Annotated in this window: 19 protein-coding genes; all 19 read left to right on the plus strand. The window is 46.3% G+C overall.

The window, feature by feature from the left end:
• Positions 1-9: 9 nt before the first annotated feature.
• The 19 genes from fliD (at position 10) to fliQ (ending at position 18,655) form a co-directional block, all read left to right on the plus strand.
• On the plus strand, positions 10-2,028 hold the full coding sequence (gene fliD / locus CDZ87_RS09225) for a flagellar filament capping protein FliD (RefSeq protein WP_100753285.1): 2,019 nt from the start codon (positions 10-12) through the stop codon (positions 2,026-2,028).
• Positions 2,018-2,341 carry a flagellar protein FliT gene (gene fliT, locus CDZ87_RS09230; RefSeq protein WP_100753286.1) on the plus strand — a complete coding sequence of 108 codons (324 nt, stop codon included), beginning with the start codon at positions 2,018-2,020 and terminating at the stop codon, positions 2,339-2,341. The genes fliD and fliT overlap by 11 nt, the downstream gene beginning before the upstream one ends.
• Positions 2,342-2,356: 15 nt before the next feature.
• Complete coding sequence (gene fliS, locus CDZ87_RS09235; protein WP_038177100.1) at positions 2,357-2,767, plus strand: flagellar export chaperone FliS; 411 nt, start codon at positions 2,357-2,359, stop codon at positions 2,765-2,767.
• 266 nt (positions 2,768-3,033) lie between these two features.
• Positions 3,034-4,500, plus strand: a complete 1,467-nt coding sequence (locus CDZ87_RS09240) for a sigma-54 dependent transcriptional regulator (RefSeq protein ID WP_100753287.1) — start codon at positions 3,034-3,036, stop codon at positions 4,498-4,500.
• A 121-nt stretch (positions 4,501-4,621) separates the two neighbouring features.
• A complete protein-coding gene (locus tag CDZ87_RS09245; protein WP_100753288.1) occupies positions 4,622-5,680 on the plus strand; it encodes a sensor histidine kinase in 1,059 nt (352 codons plus the stop codon).
• A 2-nt stretch (positions 5,681-5,682) separates the two neighbouring features.
• Positions 5,683-7,086, plus strand: a complete 1,404-nt coding sequence (locus CDZ87_RS09250) for a sigma-54-dependent transcriptional regulator (protein WP_100753289.1) — start codon at positions 5,683-5,685, stop codon at positions 7,084-7,086.
• Between the two features lie 97 nt (positions 7,087-7,183).
• On the plus strand, positions 7,184-7,495 hold the full coding sequence (fliE, locus tag CDZ87_RS09255; protein WP_100753290.1) for a flagellar hook-basal body complex protein FliE: 312 nt from the start codon (positions 7,184-7,186) through the stop codon (positions 7,493-7,495).
• A 17-nt stretch (positions 7,496-7,512) separates the two neighbouring features.
• Positions 7,513-9,258 (plus strand): flagellar basal-body MS-ring/collar protein FliF, encoded by a 1,746-nt coding sequence (gene fliF, locus CDZ87_RS09260; protein ID WP_100753291.1) that lies wholly within the window; start codon positions 7,513-7,515, stop codon positions 9,256-9,258.
• The gene (gene fliG, locus CDZ87_RS09265; protein WP_100753292.1) at positions 9,251-10,306 is read left to right on the plus strand and encodes a flagellar motor switch protein FliG; all 1,056 of its coding nucleotides are present in this window, start codon (positions 9,251-9,253) and stop codon (positions 10,304-10,306) included. The genes fliF and fliG overlap by 8 nt, the downstream gene beginning before the upstream one ends.
• Positions 10,307-10,327: 21 nt before the next feature.
• The gene (fliH, locus tag CDZ87_RS09270; RefSeq protein WP_100753293.1) at positions 10,328-11,128 is read left to right on the plus strand and encodes a flagellar assembly protein FliH; all 801 of its coding nucleotides are present in this window, start codon (positions 10,328-10,330) and stop codon (positions 11,126-11,128) included.
• On the plus strand, positions 11,128-12,450 hold the full coding sequence (fliI, locus tag CDZ87_RS09275) for a flagellar protein export ATPase FliI (protein WP_100753294.1): 1,323 nt from the start codon (positions 11,128-11,130) through the stop codon (positions 12,448-12,450). The genes fliH and fliI overlap by 1 nt, the downstream gene beginning before the upstream one ends.
• A 6-nt stretch (positions 12,451-12,456) precedes the next feature.
• The gene (gene fliJ / locus CDZ87_RS09280) at positions 12,457-12,897 is read left to right on the plus strand and encodes a flagellar export protein FliJ (RefSeq protein ID WP_100753295.1); all 441 of its coding nucleotides are present in this window, start codon (positions 12,457-12,459) and stop codon (positions 12,895-12,897) included.
• Positions 12,898-13,095: 198 nt separating this feature from the next.
• Entirely contained in the window at positions 13,096-15,072 is a 1,977-nt protein-coding gene (locus tag CDZ87_RS09285; RefSeq protein ID WP_100753296.1) for a flagellar hook-length control protein FliK, read from the plus strand.
• 34 nt (positions 15,073-15,106) lie between these two features.
• A complete protein-coding gene (gene fliL, locus CDZ87_RS09290) occupies positions 15,107-15,607 on the plus strand; it encodes a flagellar basal body-associated protein FliL (RefSeq protein ID WP_100753297.1) in 501 nt (166 codons plus the stop codon).
• A 7-nt stretch (positions 15,608-15,614) separates the two neighbouring features.
• Complete coding sequence (fliM, locus tag CDZ87_RS09295; protein WP_100753298.1) at positions 15,615-16,664, plus strand: flagellar motor switch protein FliM; 1,050 nt, start codon at positions 15,615-15,617, stop codon at positions 16,662-16,664.
• 20 nt (positions 16,665-16,684) lie between these two features.
• Entirely contained in the window at positions 16,685-17,095 is a 411-nt protein-coding gene (fliN, locus tag CDZ87_RS09300; RefSeq protein ID WP_100753299.1) for a flagellar motor switch protein FliN, read from the plus strand.
• 13 nt (positions 17,096-17,108) lie between these two features.
• Entirely contained in the window at positions 17,109-17,513 is a 405-nt protein-coding gene (fliO, locus tag CDZ87_RS09305; RefSeq protein ID WP_100753300.1) for a flagellar biosynthetic protein FliO, read from the plus strand.
• Positions 17,497-18,372: a flagellar type III secretion system pore protein FliP gene (gene fliP / locus CDZ87_RS09310; protein ID WP_100753301.1), complete on the plus strand. Its 876-nt coding sequence runs from the start codon at positions 17,497-17,499 to the stop codon at positions 18,370-18,372. Before fliO ends, fliP begins: the two co-directional genes overlap by 17 nt.
• Before the next feature lie 13 nt (positions 18,373-18,385).
• On the plus strand, positions 18,386-18,655 hold the full coding sequence (fliQ, locus tag CDZ87_RS09315; protein ID WP_100753302.1) for a flagellar biosynthesis protein FliQ: 270 nt from the start codon (positions 18,386-18,388) through the stop codon (positions 18,653-18,655).
• Position 18,656: the final 1 nt, after the last annotated feature.

The following is an 18,656-nucleotide window of genomic DNA, read 5'->3' on the forward strand; positions in this document are numbered from 1 at the left end:
AGTAGTTAGATGAGTTTTGGGCCTATAGGCATGAATTCTGGCATGGATATCAATTCTATGGTCAGCAAAATTGTTGATGCGGAGCGTGTTCCTAAACAGCAACGCATTGAGAATGAGCGGGCCGAGATTGATTCTAGTATCAGTGCCTATGGTCGACTCAGAGAGTCGCTAGATACGATGAAAAACTTGATGGCGAGCTTTCGTCAAGAGAAAGCATTCGCCGCAAGAACTGTGGATTCTACGGATGAAGCGGTTGTATCCGCGACGGCAACCACTGAAGCTATCGCTGGTCGATATGCTATCGATGTGTTGCAGCTTGCCCAAAGCCACAAAATTGCGTCGGATGTTCTTCCGCAAGACGCAAAATTTGGCCCGGGCAAGCTGCAGATTTCGCTGGGTGATAAAAACTTTTCCATCAACTTGCAGCAAGACTCGAAACTGGTTGATATCGTACGAGGTATCAACAACAGTAAATCCAATCCGGGAGTTCGCGCCGCCGTTATTAACGACGTCGAGGGTCCGCGTTTGATCGTGGCTTCCAATGTATCTGGAGGAGACAACGACATTTCTATGCGCGTCGAGGCGCAGCCTGGCGACTCACTCAAACAACTCGAATACAAAACTCTTGAGCAGCGAGTGAAGGATCTCGAACGCGCCCGTGCGGCCGCTCAAGAATTGATTTCACCGTTAAACCCGGCAGAAAAGAAAGTTGCCGATAAAATCGCGCAAACAATCATCGACGCGGCAAAAGTTGTCGATCAAGAGATTGCCGAAACCTCAAAACAGGCGGCGATTAATGCCGATCCTAACGCCGTTAAAGAGGCGACGCCCGGTAATGAACTGTCTAATGCAGCGACAGCGGCAGCAGCGAATGCGGGAATACAAGCCAATAAATACCTCAAGCCTGAAGAACGTATTCCGGGTTGGAGTGAGACCGCGTCGGGGACCTTACTCGACTCATACTGGGAACCAGACCCTGAGCTCGATAACAAGGCTTTGGAAAAATCATCTGATGTGCCTGGCTGGAGCAATACCGCTTCGGGAACGCTGACCGATTCTTACGTAACACCTAAAGAAGCCCAAGCTAAGTTGGAGGCTGCAAAAGCCAACCTTGAGCAGCAAGTCGCGGACGAAAAAGTGCGCTTGGCTCAACGAGTTGAAGCCGGTGAGCTTACGCCTGAACAGGCCAAGCAAATGGAGCGGGCTAAATTACCGCAAAAAGAACGTGAATATTTAGAGCGCATCGATCAAGCTCAGCGCGATCTCGACGCTGCTCAACAATCGTTTGATACCTATCGTGGTATGACCGAAGTTCAGTCAGCACAAGATGCCAAAGTGCTACTCGATGGGGTTGCTCAGTTATCGAGTAGCAATAATATTATTGAAGATGCTATTGATGGCGTCGACTTGACCCTCAAAGGTCGTTCTGAGCCGGGGAAAGCCCCATCAGAAATTGATATAGAATATGATCGTCAAGGTGTGCGAGAAGACATCGAACAGTTTGTTGCAGCCTATAATCAGTTTTATCGAGTGATAAAAGAGCTCTCGAGTGTCGACCCAACCACAGGGATGGCAGGACCGCTCTCGGGTGATAGCATTGTTCGTAGTGCTGATTCGCGTTTAAAATCGGTATTTTCTTCTCGCATTGAGCCTGCACCTGAAGACTTAAAGTCATTAACTGAGTTTGGAGTCACCACAACTCGACAGGGTGACTTAGAAATCAACTATCAGATGCTCGACAAACAGCTCAATAATAACTTCAGCAAGTTAGCCGATTTTTTTGGTGGCAACCAAGGTTTTGCTAAAAAGGTTGAAGATGCAATCCAAGGCCTTACTGGAGTAACGGGTTCGATCCGTAACCGTGAACGCAGCATGATTGAGCATAATTATCGACTTCAAGATGATCAGGCGGCATTGGATCGCCGTATGGAGAGCTTAGAAAATCGAACTCACGCCAAATTTTCGGCGATGCAAGACGCCACCAGTAAAATGCAGTCTCAGTTAGCAGGGATGATGAATGCCCTTTGATACCCAATGTACGCGTGATTTAGCCCTGCTTAGTGATGTTGATCACAAAATAAGCCAGGCTCTCGCCGATGAAGAACTAAGTGTTGAAGATATTGCACAACTTGTCGATACAAGGGAACAGATATTGCAAAGTTTACTTAGTGCAATTGAAGCTCAACCAGAGCTTAAAACATCACAACAGTGGCAAGATGCGGTAAAACGAACCGTCAATGTTGTGCAATTAATGCAAGATAAAACTGCTGAGTTTGGCCAAGCACTACAAAAATACCGTCGTGGTAAGCGCTCGGTTCAGCAGTATCAGAAGTTTTTATAAATAAAGAGGTTTGTTATGCGTGGTTCACTTCAGGCTTACAAGAAGGTATCGGTTGATAGCCAGCTCAGTGCGGCCTCCCCGCATAAAATTGTTCAAATGTTAATGGCTGGTGCTATTGAGCGTTTGATTCAAGGTAAAGCGGCGATGATGGCGGGAAATATTCCTGTCAAAGGTGAACGTTTTGGCAAAGCATTAGACATTATAATCAGCTTGCGTAGCTGTCTTTCAATGGATGATGGTGGAGATATTGCACAAAATCTCGATCAATTGTATGAATTTATGATCACTCAGATCACAGAAGCGAATCATCAAAATAATCCTCAACCGATTGATGATGTGATCGAGATCATCCGAGAAATTAAATCCGCGTGGGATCAGATTCCAAATGAATACCATAATTTGACCGCGGAAGATGTAGGTTTATAACCAATCGCCAATAAAGTGATTGATTAGTAAGCAATATACTAAGTGTGAGCCAAATTGCTTTGGGTTAATATCACATCAGGTAATTGCTTGGTTGCCATATTTTTTTTATCAAATAGAATAGAAGCCACTAACTAGCCTAGTGGCTTTTTTTGTTGCTGAAATTTCTACATTGTTTAGCAAGCTATCTGAACTATAGTTATCAATATCAATCGTTAGAAACAAAATCCAGCCACAACGTTTCATAATAAAGGCAAACATTCTCACCTATGCAAGGTTTAGCAAAACTACTCGTGATTGATGATGATGCGCAGGCGCGGACCAGTCTCAGTAATATTTTAGAATTTGTTGGAGAACAGTGTGAGGCGATATCTTCGCATCAGCTTGACGATCTAGATTGGTCTCAGGTGTGGGCTGGCTGTATTCTGGGCTCTTTGGACAGTAAGCAACTTTCTGCTGATCTGAGGTGTAAATTATCCCAAGCTAACCATATCCCGCTATTAACCGCCGGCAAGCATTCATACCCTGTTGATGAGTTGACTAACTATGTTGGTGAGCTCGAATACCCTCTTAACTATCCACAGTTGAGTGAGGCTCTACGTCACTGCAAAGATTTTTTAGGACGTAAAGGGGTCAATGTTGCTGCATCGTCACGTAAAAACACTCTGTTTAGAAGTTTAGTTGGCCAGAGTATGGGCATTAAAGATGTCCGTCATTTAATTGAGCAAGTCTCTGGAACTGAAGCTAATGTATTGATTTTAGGTGAGTCAGGTACAGGTAAAGAAGTCGTTGCACGTAATATTCACTATCATTCAGCGCGACGTAATGGTCCTTTTGTGCCGATCAATTGTGGGGCTATTCCCCCGGATCTGTTGGAAAGTGAGCTGTTTGGTCATGAGAAAGGCGCTTTCACTGGAGCGATAACCTCACGCAAGGGGCGTTTTGAATTGGCAGAAGGCGGCACACTTTTCTTGGACGAGATTGGTGACATGCCAATGCCGATGCAAGTTAAGCTTCTGCGCGTGTTGCAAGAGCGTAGTTTTGAGCGGGTGGGTGGCAATACCACGATTCACGTCAATGTGCGTGTAATCGCGGCAACCCACCGTAATTTAGAAACGATGATTGATGAGCAATCCTTCCGTGAAGACCTTTACTACCGTCTGAACGTGTTTCCGATTGAAATGCCCGCGCTGCGCGATCGTAAAGATGACATCCCATTGCTACTGCAGGAATTAATGACGCGTATGGAGGCGGAAGGGGCAATGCCGATCTGCTTTACTCCGCGTTCGATTAACTCGCTAATGGAACATGAATGGCACGGTAACGTGCGCGAGTTGGCTAACTTAGTCGAACGTATGATCATTCTTTATCCTAATAGTCTGGTTGATGTGAATCATTTACCGACTAAATATCGTTACAGTGATATTCCTGAGTTCCAACCGGAATACCATCACAGTTGCTCAGTCGAAGAGCAAGAACGCGATGCTCTACAAGATATTTTCTCAGAAGACTTCAGTATCGTATCCAACGATACCTTCCAGCAGCATAATAATGCGCCGCAAAGTTTGCCGCCAGAAGGAGTCAACTTGAAAGAGATGGTCGCGGACTTGGAAGTCAATATGATCAACCAAGCCTTGGACGCTCAGGGTGGCGTGGTTGCAAGAGCTGCAGATATGCTTGGTATGCGTCGTACCACGTTAGTAGAGAAGATGCGAAAGTACAATTTGCAACGATAAAGTGCTCAAATATTGACTGTCAATTTTTAGGCGATTTGATAAGCTTTTGAAAAGTAAGATAAATAGCCTGGCGTGTTTTTTGCATAACAAGCTATTGTAGTTTTTAAGGCAGAAATACGTCATGCATCCAACACCACCGATAGATAGCCCAAACCCGCTCGGCACACTTGAACAACAGGTCGTTCGTTATCAACAAGTGCTCGATGTGATGCCTGCAGGAGTAATACTGCTTGATACTCAAGGTATGGTGCAAGAAGCTAACCCAGAAGCGCGACGTTTACTTGAAGTGCCACTGGTCGGTGAAAAGTGGTTTGAGGTGATTCAACAAGCATTTTCACCACGCGAAGATGACGGCCATGAAATATCGCTGCGCAATGGTCGTAAAGTTCGTCTGGCGATTTCTGCGTCAGCAACAGGTCAGTTAATTTTAATCACAGACCTAACCGAAACGCGCTTATTGCAATCACGTATCAGTGACTTGCAACGTTTATCATCATTGGGTCGGATGGTGGCCTCGTTGGCACATCAGGTCAGAACTCCACTCTCTAGCGCGATGCTATATGCCTCTAACCTTGGCGCGCCGAACCTACCTCCTGCAACTAAAGACCGCTTTCAGACTAAGCTGATGGATCGTCTGCACGATTTAGAAAAGCAGGTCAATGATATGTTGTTGTTTGCCAAAGGTGGCGATAATAAAGTTGTTAAACCATTCACGATCGAAGACTTAATGGCAGAGTTCTCTCCGATGATTGAAACGGCGGTTAAAGCCAACCAAATTGATTACCATCTCGAAGTTGAGCAGCAACAGACTCAGTTATTGGGTAACGTTAATGCGATTGCATCTGCCCTGAGCAACCTCGCGTTAAATGCGATTCAAATTGCAGGTAAAGGTTCACAATTGGATATTTTCTGTCGTGCGGTTAATAGCGAATTAAAAATATCGGTGCAAGACAGTGGGCCAGGCGTTCCTGTTGAGCTACAAAACAAGATCATGGAACCTTTCTTCACCACGCGTTCGCAAGGTACTGGGCTAGGATTGGCTGTGGTACAGATGGTATGTCGCGCGCATGATGGGAGGTTAGAACTTATTTCACCGCAGGGGGAAGGGGCGTGCTTTACGATGTGTATTCCGCTTGAACGTCGCCCTGATGTTGACCAAAAACCAATGACTGGAGAATGACAATGGCTCAAAGCAAGGTCCTGATAGTAGAAGATGATGAAGGTCTACGCGAGGCTCTCGTCGATACGTTAGCGTTGGCAGGCTACGAGTGGCTCGAAGCAGATAGCGCAGAAGACGCTTTGGTCAAGCTTAAGTCAAATAGTGTCGATATTGTGGTATCTGATGTACAAATGGCCGGTATGGGTGGTTTAGTCTTACTGCGTAATATTAAACAGCACTGGCCAAATCTTCCGGTGCTGCTAATGACAGCGTATGCCAATATTGAAGATGCGGTGTCGGCGATGAAAGATGGGGCGATTGATTACATGGCTAAGCCTTTTGCGCCTGAAGTCTTGCTCAATATGGTCAGCCGCTATGCTCCGGTTAAGTCGGACGATAATGGCGATGCAGTTGTCGCTGATGAAAAAAGTATTAAGTTACTTGCTCTTGCAGAGAAAGTGGCCAAAACCGATGCCAGTGTCATGGTGCTTGGGCCGAGTGGTTCAGGTAAAGAGGTGATGTCTCGCTATATTCACAATGCATCTAATCGTAAAGATGGACCATTTGTCGCAATTAACTGTGCGGCGATTCCTGACAACATGTTAGAAGCGACCTTGTTTGGTTATGAAAAAGGTGCTTTTACCGGAGCGGTACAAGGGTGTCCAGGTAAGTTTGAACAGGCGCAAGGTGGAACCATTTTGCTTGATGAAATCAGTGAGATGGATTTGAATCTGCAAGCTAAACTCCTGCGCGTATTGCAAGAGCGCGAAGTGGAACGTCTTGGCAGTCGCAAGAGTATTAAATTAGATGTTCGCGTACTCGCGACCAGTAACCGTGACCTAAAACAGTACGTCAATCAGGGTAACTTTCGCGAAGATTTATACTACCGCCTTAATGTATTTCCAATTGCTTGGCCTGCACTTTGCGAGCGCCAAGGCGATATTGAACCGCTGGCAAATCATCTAGTTGAACGCCATTGTCAAAAACTGGGAATGCCAGTACCAAGCGTGTCGGCTCAGGCCGTGAACAAACTTTTGTCTTACTCTTGGCCTGGTAATGTCCGTGAGCTGGATAACGTGATACAACGCGCGTTAATTTTAAGTGAAAATGACAACATTGGTGGCGAGCATATTTTGCTCGAAGGGCTAGATTGGCAAGATGCCTCAAGTTTACAAGTTGCGGTTGAAAGCAGTGATAGTATGGTGGCTCCTGACATTAAGCCTATTGCCGAAATGACAAAAAATTTGACATCGAGTGTCGGTTTAGGTGGAGAGCTTAGAGATCAAGAGTTTGCGATTATTCTTGACACGTTGGAAGAATGTCACGGTCGTCGCAAAGAGATGGCGGAAAAATTGGGCATAAGTCCACGTACTTTACGCTACAAGCTAGCAAAAATGCGTGATGCTGGGATTGATATTCCCAACTAACGTGTTAATTTTCCTGTAACGAGCGACGTGGCACAAGGATTGCAGCGTTATAATTCCAGCACATGTTTATGTCAAAGAGTTGACAACCGAGGTTTTGATGAAAGTTGATGGTTTTCAAGGCGAAATGCAAGCGATGATGTTCGAAGCTACGGGAACCAAACCTGGAGCAACAGGTCAAGCTGTTGGCGCAGATTTTGGGCAGTTACTCAACAGCGCCATCAATAACGTTAATAGTCTCTCTAAAGCATCGGGTAATATGCAGGTGCGCTTTGATCGCGGTGATGCCGATGTCTCTCTTTCTGATGTAATGATCGCCCGAAACAAATCCAGCGTCGCTTTTGAAGCAACAATTCAAGTACGTAACAAGTTAGTTGAAGCGTATAAAGAATTGATGAATATGCCGGTTTAAGTAGTTAGGTACAGTCTGTGGCAGAGCAAAATCAATCAACGGATCTGGCAATTGCAGATGGCGGCGCAGACAACGCAATGCTAGCAGAAACCGATCTCGATACCAGTTCGCAAAATCCTGATTTGGATGAGAAGAGCAGTTCAAAATTTGATATGGCAGTCGGTGACCTCGATTTGCTGCGCCAGGTGGTGTTAGTCCTGTCCATTTCTATTTGTGTTGCCTTGATTGTCATGCTGTTTTTCTGGGTCAAAGAGCCAGAAATGCGTCCCTTAGGCGCATATGAAACCGAAGAGCTTATTCCGGTTCTAGATTACCTCGATCAGCAAAAACTCGATTATAAACTTGATGGTAATACAATCCTTGTACCAGCAAATGAATACAATAGCTTAAAGCTCAATATGGTCCGCGCTGGTCTCAATCAAGAGAAACAAGCAGGCGATGAGATTTTATTGCAAGACATGGGCTTTGGTGTTTCTCAACGTCTTGAGCTAGAGCGCTTAAAACTGAGCCGTGAGCGTCAGTTATCTAAAGCTATCGAAGAGATGAAACAAGTGCGCAAAGCACGTGTGTTGTTGGCATTACCAAAGCAGAGCGTGTTTGTCCGACATAACCAAGAGGCGTCAGCATCGGTTTTCTTGACTGTAAAAACGGGTGCCAATCTAAAGCAAGAAGAGGTCGACGCTGTCGTTGACATGGTCGCCAGTGCCGTGCCAGGCATGAAGCCAAACCGCATTACGGTAACGGACCAGCATGGCCGCTTGTTGAGCTCTGGATCTCAAGATCCCGCTTCTACAGCACGCCGTAAAGAGCATGAGCTTGAACGTAAGCAAGAACAAGCACTGCGTGAAAAAATTGATTCTGTCCTTATCCCTATTTTGGGCTTTGGTAATTATACGGCCCAAGTCGATATCGAACTCGATTTCAGCGCTATTGAGCAGACACGCAAAAGCTTTGATCCTAACACCCCTGCGACTCGCAGTGAATATACGCTCGAAGATTACAACAATGGTAATGTTGTTGCTGGCGTTCCCGGTGCGTTAAGTAATCAACCACCAGCGGATGCTTCGATTCCACAGGATGTTGCGCAGATGAAAGACGGCAGTCTATTAGGCCAAGGCTCTGTGCACAAAGAAGCAACACGAAACTTTGAAATTGATACCACCATCAGTCATGAACGTCGACAAACCGGCGTTGTCAATCGTCAGACGGTGGCAGTGGCGGTGAAAAATCGTGCGATAGTTAATCCAGAGACTGGAGAAACCAGTTACGAGCCAATTTCTGATGCTGAGCTAAACTCTATTAAACAGATGTTGATCGCGACGGTTGGCTTTAGCGAAGCACGTGGTGATTTACTCAATGTCTTAAGTATGCAGTTTGCTACTCCTGAAATGGAAGTTGTTGCCGACGTCCCTATTTGGGAACATCCGAACTTCAACGATTGGATTCGTTGGTTTGCCGGTGCGTTGGTTATCATTGTCGTGGTTCTGGTATTGGTACGTCCAGCCATGAAGAAACTACTCAACCCTGCATCGGATGATGAAGATCAGTTGTATGGTCCAGATGGTTTGCCAATCGGTGCTGATGGTGAAACAAGCTTAATTGGTGGTGATTTAGATGGCGGTGAGTTATTTGAGTTTGGCTCAAGTATTGACTTACCTAACTTACACAAAGACGAAGATGTGCTGAAAGCGGTTCGTGCACTGGTGGCTAACGAACCTGAGCTGGCAGCACAAGTTGTGAAGAATTGGATGCAGGATGCCTAACGAAATAGTTCCTCAAGGAGAGGGCGGTGAGGTAGTAGAGAACACCGTGGATATATCAACCATTCCGGGCGAAGAGCGCGCGGCTATTCTTCTCCTTAGTTTGAATGAAGAAGATGCCGCAGGCATTATTCGCCATCTTGAACCTAAACAGGTTCAACGTGTGGGCAGCGCCATGGCGCGGGCTACCGACTTAAGTCAAGATAAAGTCGGCGCAGTACATCGAGCCTTCTTAGAAGACATTCAGAAGTACACCAATATTGGTATGGGCAGTGAAGACTTTATGCGCAACGCCTTGGTTGCTGCTCTGGGTGAAGACAAAGCAGGTAACCTTGTTGATCAAATCCTATTGGGAACCGGTTCTAAAGGCCTCGACTCGCTCAAATGGATGGACCCTCGACAAGTCGCCAGCATTATTATCAACGAGCACCCCCAGATTCAAACCATCGTACTTTCATACCTTGAGCCTGACCAATCGGCAGAGATTTTATCTCAGTTTGCTGAGCGTGACCGCCTTGATTTGGTGATGCGTATTGCGAACCTAGAAGAAGTTCAACCTTCTGCATTAGCAGAGTTGAATGAAATTATGGAGAAACAGTTCGCGGGTCAAGCGGGGGCACAAGCGGCCAAGATTGGTGGCCTGAAAGCGGCGGCCGAAATTATGAACTATATGGACAACAACGTCGAAGGTATCTTGATGGAGCAAATTCGCGATCAAGACGAAGATATGGCGACACAGATCCAAGATCTTATGTTTGTGTTCGAGAACCTTATTGAAGTAGACGATCAAGGCATTCAAAAACTGTTACGCGATGTTCCACAAGATGCCTTACAACGTGCCTTGAAAGGGGCCGATGATGCATTACGTGACAAGATCTTCAAGAACATGTCTAAACGTGCTGCTGAAATGATGCGCGATGACCTTGAAGCGATGCCGCCGATTAAGGTTTCTGACGTAGAAGCTGCGCAAAAAGAAGTCTTGGCAATTGCAAGACGCATGGCGGACTCTGGTGAGTTGATGCTGGCTGGCGGCGCTGACGAATTCCTATAAGTCAATTAAATAAAGGTGCTTATGTCTGGGGAAAGAAAACGCGGTTTTTTGCGTCTTGACGATGATGAACTGGTCGAAAAGCCAGAGCGTTGGGGGATGCCTGATTACACGGCGGAGAGCCACAAGCAGGCAAAAGAAACGGCGCTGAACTACGACCCAAGTTGGATTCCTGTCGCGGAACCTGTTAAGGAAGAAGCGCCTAAAGAACTGACTAAAGAAGAAACCGAGCTGATCAAGCAGCAAGCGCATCAGGAAGGTTTGCATCAAGGTCAGGAAGCGGGCTTTAAGCAAGGCTACGAAAAAGGCAAACAACAAGGTCTAGAAGAAGGTCATACTGAGGGGCTGGAAGCGGGTAAAGTCGAAGGCATTGCCGCTGGACAAGAGTTTATCCAGCACCAAGTACAAACCTTTATCAATTTAGCCAATCAATTTGCTCAACCACTTGAGTTGATGAATGCTCAGGTTGAAAAACAGCTCGTTGACATGGTACTGACTTTGGTCAAAGAGGTGGTGCATGTCGAAGTTCAAACCAACCCTCAAGTCATCCTTGACACCATCAAACAATCGGTAGAATCGCTGCCTATTTCAGGCCATGCCATCACTTTGAAACTTCATCCTGATGATGTTGAGATCATTCGTTCTTCTTATGGTGAAGAACAACTGGATTTTCGTAACTGGACCTTGATGAGTGAGCCGGCATTAAACCGTGGTGATGTTCAGATTGAAGCGGGTGAGTCGAGCGTCAACTACCGTATGGAAGATCGCATTCGTAGTGTCATTCAGAGTTTTTGTGGGGTGAATCGTCACCAGGGTGATGAATAGTGCTTGCTTTAGCACAACGCCTCACACAATACAAAACCCAAGGGCTGACGTGCCGTCCCGTCGCATCTGGCAAGTTAGTCCGTGTTGTTGGTTTGACACTTGAAGCAACAGGATGTCGAGCGCCAATCGGTAGCTTGTGCAGTGTTGAAACCATGCAAGGCGAAATGGAAGCTGAAGTGGTCGGTTTCTCTGGTGACAATCTTTACCTAATGCCAAGTGAACAGATCACGGGTGTATTACCTGGCGCCAAAGTGACGCCATTGACCAGTGAAACGGGTTTAGCGGTTGGGATGGAGTTACTGGGCCGTGTGATTGATGGTGTTGGTAACCCGCTTGATGGACTCGGTACTATTTATACCGACCAGCGTGCTCCGTTTAATGTAGAGCCTATTAACCCACTTGCACGTAAACCGATATCTGAACCACTTGATGTTGGCATCAAAGCGATTAATGGCCTACTAACGGTGGGCAAAGGCCAACGTATTGGTTTATTTGCAGGATCTGGTGTCGGTAAATCGGTCACCTTAGGAATGATGACGCGAGGTACAACGGCTCAAGTTGTGGTCGTCGGGCTGATTGGTGAGCGTGGCCGTGAGGTCAAAGAATTTATTGAAGAGATCTTAGGTGTCGATGGCCGTCAGCGTTCGGTTGTAGTTGCGGCGCCTGCTGACTCTTCGCCTCTAATGCGCTTAAAAGGGTGTCAAACCGCTCTGACCGTCGCAGAATATTTTCGCGATCAAGGGCTTGATGTACTGCTGTTAATGGACTCTTTAACTCGTTTTGCTCAAGCACAACGTGAAATTGCGTTGTCGGTCGGTGAGCCTCCAGCAACCAAAGGTTATCCACCTTCAGTGTTTGCCAAACTGCCTGCACTCGTAGAGCGTGCGGGGAATGGCAGCTCAGAACAAGGTTCAATTACGGCCTTCTTTACTGTATTGACAGAGGGTGACGATTTACAAGATCCGATAGCCGATGCATCACGTGCGATTCTTGATGGACATGTGGTGTTGTCGCGCGAAATGGCCGATGCTGGTCACTACCCTGCGATTGACGTAGAAAAATCGGTCAGCCGTGTCATGCCGCAAATTACTTCAGATGAACATATATTGATGTCTAAAGCGGTTCGTCAGGTATTGTCGATTTGCCGTAAGAATCAAGATTTAGTCTCAATTGGGGCTTATAAGCCCGGAACCGATGCTGCGATTGATGGTGCTTTTACCCTCAAACCTAAACTTGACACATACTTGCAACAGAGTATGAAAGAGACCGTGCCTTACGATATGTGCGTCAACATGCTACGTCATTTATTACAAGGGGAATAACCTACGATGGAAAATGCATTAGAGTTTCTATTAGAACAAGCGAAAGAGCGCGAAAACCAAGCGGCTTTAGCGCTTGGCCAAGCTCGTAGTGAGCTTGATGGTTATTACCAGCAGCTCGAACAAATCGAAAAATATCGGCTTGATTATTGTCATCAGTTAGTAGACCGTGGTCAAAATGGGTTAAATGCCAGTCAATACGCCCATTTGAATCGCTTCTTGACCACGCTCGACGAAACGCTTTCTAAGCAAAAGCAAGCTGAGTCACACTTCAAAGATCAGGTGGCTAATTGCGAACAAAACTGGTTTGATAGTCGCAAAAATCGCCGTTCATACGAATGGTTGATTGAAAAGAAACAAAATGAAAAGCAACGCGCACAAAATCAACGTGAGCAAAAGCAGATGGACGAATTTTCCACACTGCAATTTAATCGTCATCGTTTCAATTAATTTCATTTCGCATCGTTTGTGTTGCGAGCCTCACTTTCATTTTGGCTTATTTCTTGCACCTTATCTTATAAACCGGTATTTGCAGTCATAAGATTGCATGTAACAGTAAGAAACGACATAGCACGCAATAGAAATCAACAGCGTTGGTTATTAGCCATCTATCGCCTAACAGTGCGTATTACAGTGAGTGAAGCTCGTATGAATATTAACTTGTCATCGGTATCTGACAGCCAAAAAGTGACCCAGTCCACCCCCGAGGGTGGTGAAGCGGCGACGGAAGCTTCTGAGTCAGGTGGTTTTTTTGCCAAGCTTACGGCGCTAATCAAAGGCGAAACGGGTAAGGAAGTGAGTGGTGAGAAAGCCACGTCCGTCACGTCTGACGTCGATATTGAAGTGACCGGAGAAGGCGAAGTCGAGCCCGAAGCCGTTAAGCAAGCCAGTGGTAACCAATCGACCGATAGTTTGCTTGAAGAGAGCGAGGCTGAAGGCAGTGAGGCTAAAGCTGTTGGCAAAAGTGATGAATCGTCCCCCGCGCCTGATGCATCGAAAATTGTTTCTGACAGTGATCAAGTATTGCAGCGTTTAGATGAATCGAATAAAGCGTTACAACTAAAAGACGGCAAAGAATTGCCACGACAACCGATAGCGTTTGAAGAAGATAGTGCCAAGTCGGTTTCGAGTGAGCAACTCACGGATGACAAGCCAGTAGTCAGTGAGAATGCTCAGACTAGCAAACCTCTTTCGGACACTGAGCTTGGCACGGGAGCAGAGCAAAAGTTGACGCCCCAAGAAGCTGAAGCGTTAATGGTTAATAGTCAACAGAACGTGGGCGAGACATCAACCACTGAAAGCGACCAGCCGGTGATTCCACTATCGGCGCAGCGTTTTATTCAGCAAAGTCAAAGTGAGAGTGAATCTTCAGCGTCGCAACCGATAACGGAACAAGCGATCGTTGCCGCAGCTACAATCAAACACAATCAGAGTGAAAACCAAGCCATTGACGCGCAGTCGCAAAAATTAGCTGCCGCTTCAACGCAGCAACTTAGCGCAGAGAATGAGGCCAAAACGGTTGTCGCTCAAGGTGAAGATGCCATTATTGAAGACCCACTCAGTGAGGAGGCCGCTGCCGTGGCATTGACGGCCACAGCTAATCTTGCCACTCAAACCGATAAAGAGGCCGCTGAAGCAGTGCCGGCACCAGTAACAGCCACCATTGGTAGCATTAAGATCGAAGGTCAAGAGCTTGCTGATGCCTCCCCAGATGTTACCTCGGCCACTGTGTCTGCGGCGATACCATGGGGGGCTTCTGAGCAAGTCATCACTGATGAAGGAAAAATCAAACTTGAACACCAACCAAAATCGCAACAAGCGGCAGTAGCGCAATCAGTCCATCAGGCATTGGTTAATCAGCAGTCTCAAGCGCAAATGGTTCAACAAGCTCAGCAAGCATCAAATACTCAAGTTACTTCAATGTCTAATGAATTAGCCGCGAGTCAGTTACAACAACTCGCGGCAGCAACCACGACACCAATAAATCAAGACCAAGCGTTATTAAAAGCAACTCTGGGTGCTAAGGCGCTAGGCACGCTCGGTAAATTGGCTTCAGGCAGTAAAGAGGGAGCGCAGCCAGGCAGTGAAAATAGCAGCAGTGGTTTTGCTCAGCAACTTTCTCAGGCCGCAGGTCAACAAGGGATGAACTCACTGACTCAAGCACGTGCAGAGCAAGCAGCGCAAGCTCCACTACAACTCAACCGAGAACTTGCGGGTGAGCAGATGGCAGAGCGTGTACAAATGATGATGTCGAAGAACTTAAAGAACATTGATATCCGCCTTGATCCACCAGAGTTAGGTCGAATGCAGATTCGGATGAGCATCAATGGTGATGGCGCAACGGTGCACTTTACCGTGGCGAATCAGCAAGCTCGAGACGTGATTGAACAATCAATGCCAAGATTGCGCGAAATGCTTGCTCAGCAAGGTGTACAATTAGGGGACAGTTCGGTTCAGCAACAAGCCTCAGGTCAGCAGCAAAAGCGCTATGCTGACAGTGGACAGGGAAATTCTGCTCAAGGAGGCAGCGGTCGTGGCTTCCAAGGTGAAGAAAACCTTGAACCAGACATCAATCTTGATTTGAATGTCGCGGCAAAGCGTGATGGAATTAGTTATTATGCTTAAACTATAAAAATGAACAAATAGAGAGCGTTAAGCTATGGCAGTTGAAGATATCGAAACAGAAGAAGCCCCCAAGGGAAAAAGCAAATTACTGATCATCATTATTGCGGTGGTGGTGTTGCTCGTCGGTGGTGGTGGCGCTGCCTTTTTCTTGCTCGGGTCGGATGACTCGTCGCAGGGCGAACAAACAGCGTCACAACAATCGGCGACACCGGTCGATCCTGTTGCGTATGTCAATATTCCACAGCCGTTTCTGTTTAACGTTGCTGGCGATAAGAACGACCGCTTAGTCCAGGTTAAAGTGCAGCTCATGGTTCGAGGAAGTGAAAATGAAAACCTTGCTCGTTACCACTCGCCATTGATTGAAAGTTCGTTACTGAGCACGTTTGCTTCGGCCAGTGTTGAGCAGTTAAGAACAGCCAATGGTCGTGTTGAATTACGTAATAAGGCGACTGACGACATAAAGTCCAGCTTGAATCGTGCCGTTGGTCAACCAGTGATCGAACGTGTTTTGTTTACTGATTTTGTAATGCAATAGGTGACCTGTGACTGATCTACTAAGCCAAGACGAAATCGATGCCCTGTTGCACGGTGTTGATGATGTTGATGAGGTAGAAGACGATGATGTTGGCACAGACACCAGTGCCGTTGAGTTTGACTTTTCATCCCAAGATCGGATTGTCCGTGGCCGGATGCCAACGCTCGAACTTATCAACGAGCGTTTCGCGCGTCATTTACGCATCAGCTTATTCAATATGCTGCGAAAAACCGCTGAAGTATCGATTAACGGCGTACAGATGATGAAGTTTGGTGAATACCAAAATACCCTCTACGTGCCAACCAGTTTGAATATGGTGCGCTTTCGACCGTTAAAAGGAACCGCCCTTGTCACGATGGAGGCGCGTTTGGTCTTCATCTTGGTGGAAAATTTCTTTGGTGGGGATGGTCGGTTTCACGCCCGTATCGAGGGGCGTGAGTTTACTCCGACTGAACGGCGAATTGTACAGTTGCTACTGAAAATTGTATTTGAAGATTATAAAGAAGCTTGGTCTCCGGTGATGGGGGTTGAGTTTGAGTACTTAGACTCCGAAGTAAACCCGAGTATGGCCAACATTGTTAGCCCGACAGAGGTTATCGTTGTCAGCTCATTCCACATCGAAGTCGACGGTGGAGGCGGCGACTTTCACGTGGTGATGCCCTACTCAATGGTTGAACCCATTCGTGAACTGTTGGATGCCGGTGTTCAATCAGACAAGATGGAAACCGATGTCCGTTGGAGTTCGGCGTTGCGTGAAGAGATCATGGATGTGCCAGTAAACTTTCGAGTCGATTTACTTGAACAAGATATTTCGTTGCGAGATTTGATGGAATTGCGTCCAGGAGACATTATTCCCGTTGATATGCCAGAGCATGCGGTAATGTTTGTCGAAGAGCTGCCGACCTACCGAGTGAAAATGGGGCGTTCGGGAGAAAAACTCGCTGTGCAAGTTTCTGAAAAGATTAAGCGTCCTGACGTAGTTAAAACCGATATTGCTTTCCTCGGTAAAGATGTGATTTCTGAGCTCGAAGAAGATGAAGGTGATATGGATGAATAAAACAAAAATAGGTAACTGGTATGGAACCGAGTGACGACCAAAAATTAGCGGATGAATGGGCTGCAGCTCTTGGCGAAGACCCATCAGCGCCAGAGATTGATGTTGATGAAGTGATGTCGGCGCAACTTGATGAATTACAAGATACTGGATCGCCAATTACTGATGATGAGCGTCGTAAACTTGATACGATTTTGGATATCCCGGTCACCATTTCGATGGAGGTTGGCCGTTCGAAAATTAGTATCCGTAACTTACTACAACTCAACCAAGGTTCAGTGGTCGAGCTTGAGCGTTTAGCGGGTGAGTCGCTTGACGTATTGGTTAATGGAACCTTGATTGCTCACGGTGAAGTGGTGGTGGTCAACGATAAGTTTGGTATTCGTCTTACGGATGTGATCAGTCAAACTGAGCGGATTAAGAAACTCAGATAAAATAAGGTTTTGTATGACTTTAAAAGTTAGGAAGCACTTACCTTTAGCGCTTTTCCTACTTTCACCAACCGCAATGGCTACCTCGACAGGTAGCCAGTTAGACTGGGCGACCACTTTTGGGTCGCTCTTGTTCGTTATTGCCTTTATTTTGTTTTTAGCTTGGTTGCTTAAGCGGATGCGCTTGCCAACTTTGATCAATCAGAAAGGGCTACATGTTGTTCGTCAAATGCCAGTTGGGCATCGAGAAAGAATCATGATTGTTCAGGCGGGGGAAGAGCAGTTCTTAGTCGGAGTCACTACCCAGTCGATTCAACTGATTTCAAAGCTGGAAAAACCACTGTCTCAGGAGGAACTGGCTGCCAGTCCGTTTTCAAGTCAACTGACTCAGCTGTTAAAGAAGAATGATAAAAACAACTAATCTTGTCGCGCTATTGCTAGCGTTAGTCTTCGCTCTGTTTGCAACCATGCCATCGGCGCAGCAAGAGTTAGAGACGCCTGTCCCGGAAAATATGACTCCGGCTGAGTCGGTAACGGTCGCAGCGATGGAACGCGATCAAGGTGCTTCAAGAACTATTTCGACCAGTGCTTTTGCTGGAAATGGTGCTGGCATTCCTGCGTTTACCATGACGACAAACTCTGACGGTAGCGAAGATTATTCGATAAACCTTCAGATCCTAGCACTAATGACCATGCTAGGCTTTTTGCCTGCCATGGTTATTTTAATGACGTCATTTACACGGATTGTGGTCGTGATGTCTATACTGCGTCAAGCAATGGGTTTACAACAAACCCCGTCTAATCAGGTTATTATTGGTATCGCAATTTTCTTAACCTTTTTCATTATGTCGCCAGTATTGGGCAAAATAAATGATGAAGCGATTCAACCGTATCTCAATGAGCAAATAAGTGCTAGACAGGCTTTTGATGTTGCTCAAGTTCCGATGAAGGACTTTATGCTCAAGCAGACTCGAGTCAAAGACCTCGAGACCTTTGTCAATATTTCTGGATCAGTCGCCACGGCACCAGAAGATGTCTCAATGGCGGTCTTAATTCCGGCCTTTATTACTTCGGAGCTAAAAACGGCTTTCCAGATTGGCTTTATGCTGTTTTTACCGTTTTTGATTATCGATTTGGTGGTGGCATCGATCTTGATGGCAATGGGTATGATGATGCTGTCACCGATGATCGTTTCATTACCTTTTAAACTGATGTTGTTTGTTTTGGTCGATGGTTGGAACTTAATATTGTCGACCTTAGCCGGCAGTTTTGCTTTGTGACAGGAGAACATCAATGACTCCTGAGATGTTTGTTGAGTTATTTCGTGAAGCACTATGGATAGTGCTGATCATGGTTTGCGCGACGATAGTCCCTAGTCTTTTAATCGGTCTTGTGGTGGCGATTTTCCAAGCTGCAACTTCTATTAATGAACAAACACTGAGTTTTTTACCGCGTTTGATCATTACTCTGTTAGCCTTAATGTTACTTGGACACTGGATGGCGCAAATGTTGATGGAGTTTTTCTTTAGTATGGTCGAACGCATGCCTCAGGTCCTTTACTAGG

It is taken from the genome of Vibrio salilacus (genome assembly GCF_002811245.1).
In the GTDB taxonomy this organism is placed as follows: Bacteria; Pseudomonadota; Gammaproteobacteria; order Enterobacterales; family Vibrionaceae; genus Vibrio; species Vibrio salilacus.

Coding starts and splice junctions, on each gene's coding strand:
- fliS (WP_038177100.1), top strand. CDS start 2,357: ATGCGTGGTTCACTTCAGGCTTACAAGAAGGTATCGGTTGATAGCCAG.
- fliP (WP_100753301.1), top strand. CDS start 17,497: ATGATAAAAACAACTAATCTTGTCGCGCTATTGCTAGCGTTAGTCTTC.
- fliQ (WP_100753302.1), top strand. CDS start 18,386: ATGACTCCTGAGATGTTTGTTGAGTTATTTCGTGAAGCACTATGGATA.
- fliO (WP_100753300.1), top strand. CDS start 17,109: ATGACTTTAAAAGTTAGGAAGCACTTACCTTTAGCGCTTTTCCTACTT.
- fliL (WP_100753297.1), top strand. CDS start 15,107: ATGGCAGTTGAAGATATCGAAACAGAAGAAGCCCCCAAGGGAAAAAGC.
- CDZ87_RS09250 (WP_100753289.1), top strand. CDS start 5,683: ATGGCTCAAAGCAAGGTCCTGATAGTAGAAGATGATGAAGGTCTACGC.
- fliH (WP_100753293.1), top strand. CDS start 10,328: ATGTCTGGGGAAAGAAAACGCGGTTTTTTGCGTCTTGACGATGATGAA.
- fliN (WP_100753299.1), top strand. CDS start 16,685: ATGGAACCGAGTGACGACCAAAAATTAGCGGATGAATGGGCTGCAGCT.
- CDZ87_RS09240 (WP_100753287.1), top strand. CDS start 3,034: ATGCAAGGTTTAGCAAAACTACTCGTGATTGATGATGATGCGCAGGCG.
- CDZ87_RS09285 (WP_100753296.1), top strand. CDS start 13,096: ATGAATATTAACTTGTCATCGGTATCTGACAGCCAAAAAGTGACCCAG.
- CDZ87_RS09245 (WP_100753288.1), top strand. CDS start 4,622: ATGCATCCAACACCACCGATAGATAGCCCAAACCCGCTCGGCACACTT.
- fliJ (WP_100753295.1), top strand. CDS start 12,457: ATGGAAAATGCATTAGAGTTTCTATTAGAACAAGCGAAAGAGCGCGAA.
- fliE (WP_100753290.1), top strand. CDS start 7,184: ATGAAAGTTGATGGTTTTCAAGGCGAAATGCAAGCGATGATGTTCGAA.
- fliT (WP_100753286.1), top strand. CDS start 2,018: ATGCCCTTTGATACCCAATGTACGCGTGATTTAGCCCTGCTTAGTGAT.
- fliD (WP_100753285.1), top strand. CDS start 10: ATGAGTTTTGGGCCTATAGGCATGAATTCTGGCATGGATATCAATTCT.
- fliG (WP_100753292.1), top strand. CDS start 9,251: ATGCCTAACGAAATAGTTCCTCAAGGAGAGGGCGGTGAGGTAGTAGAG.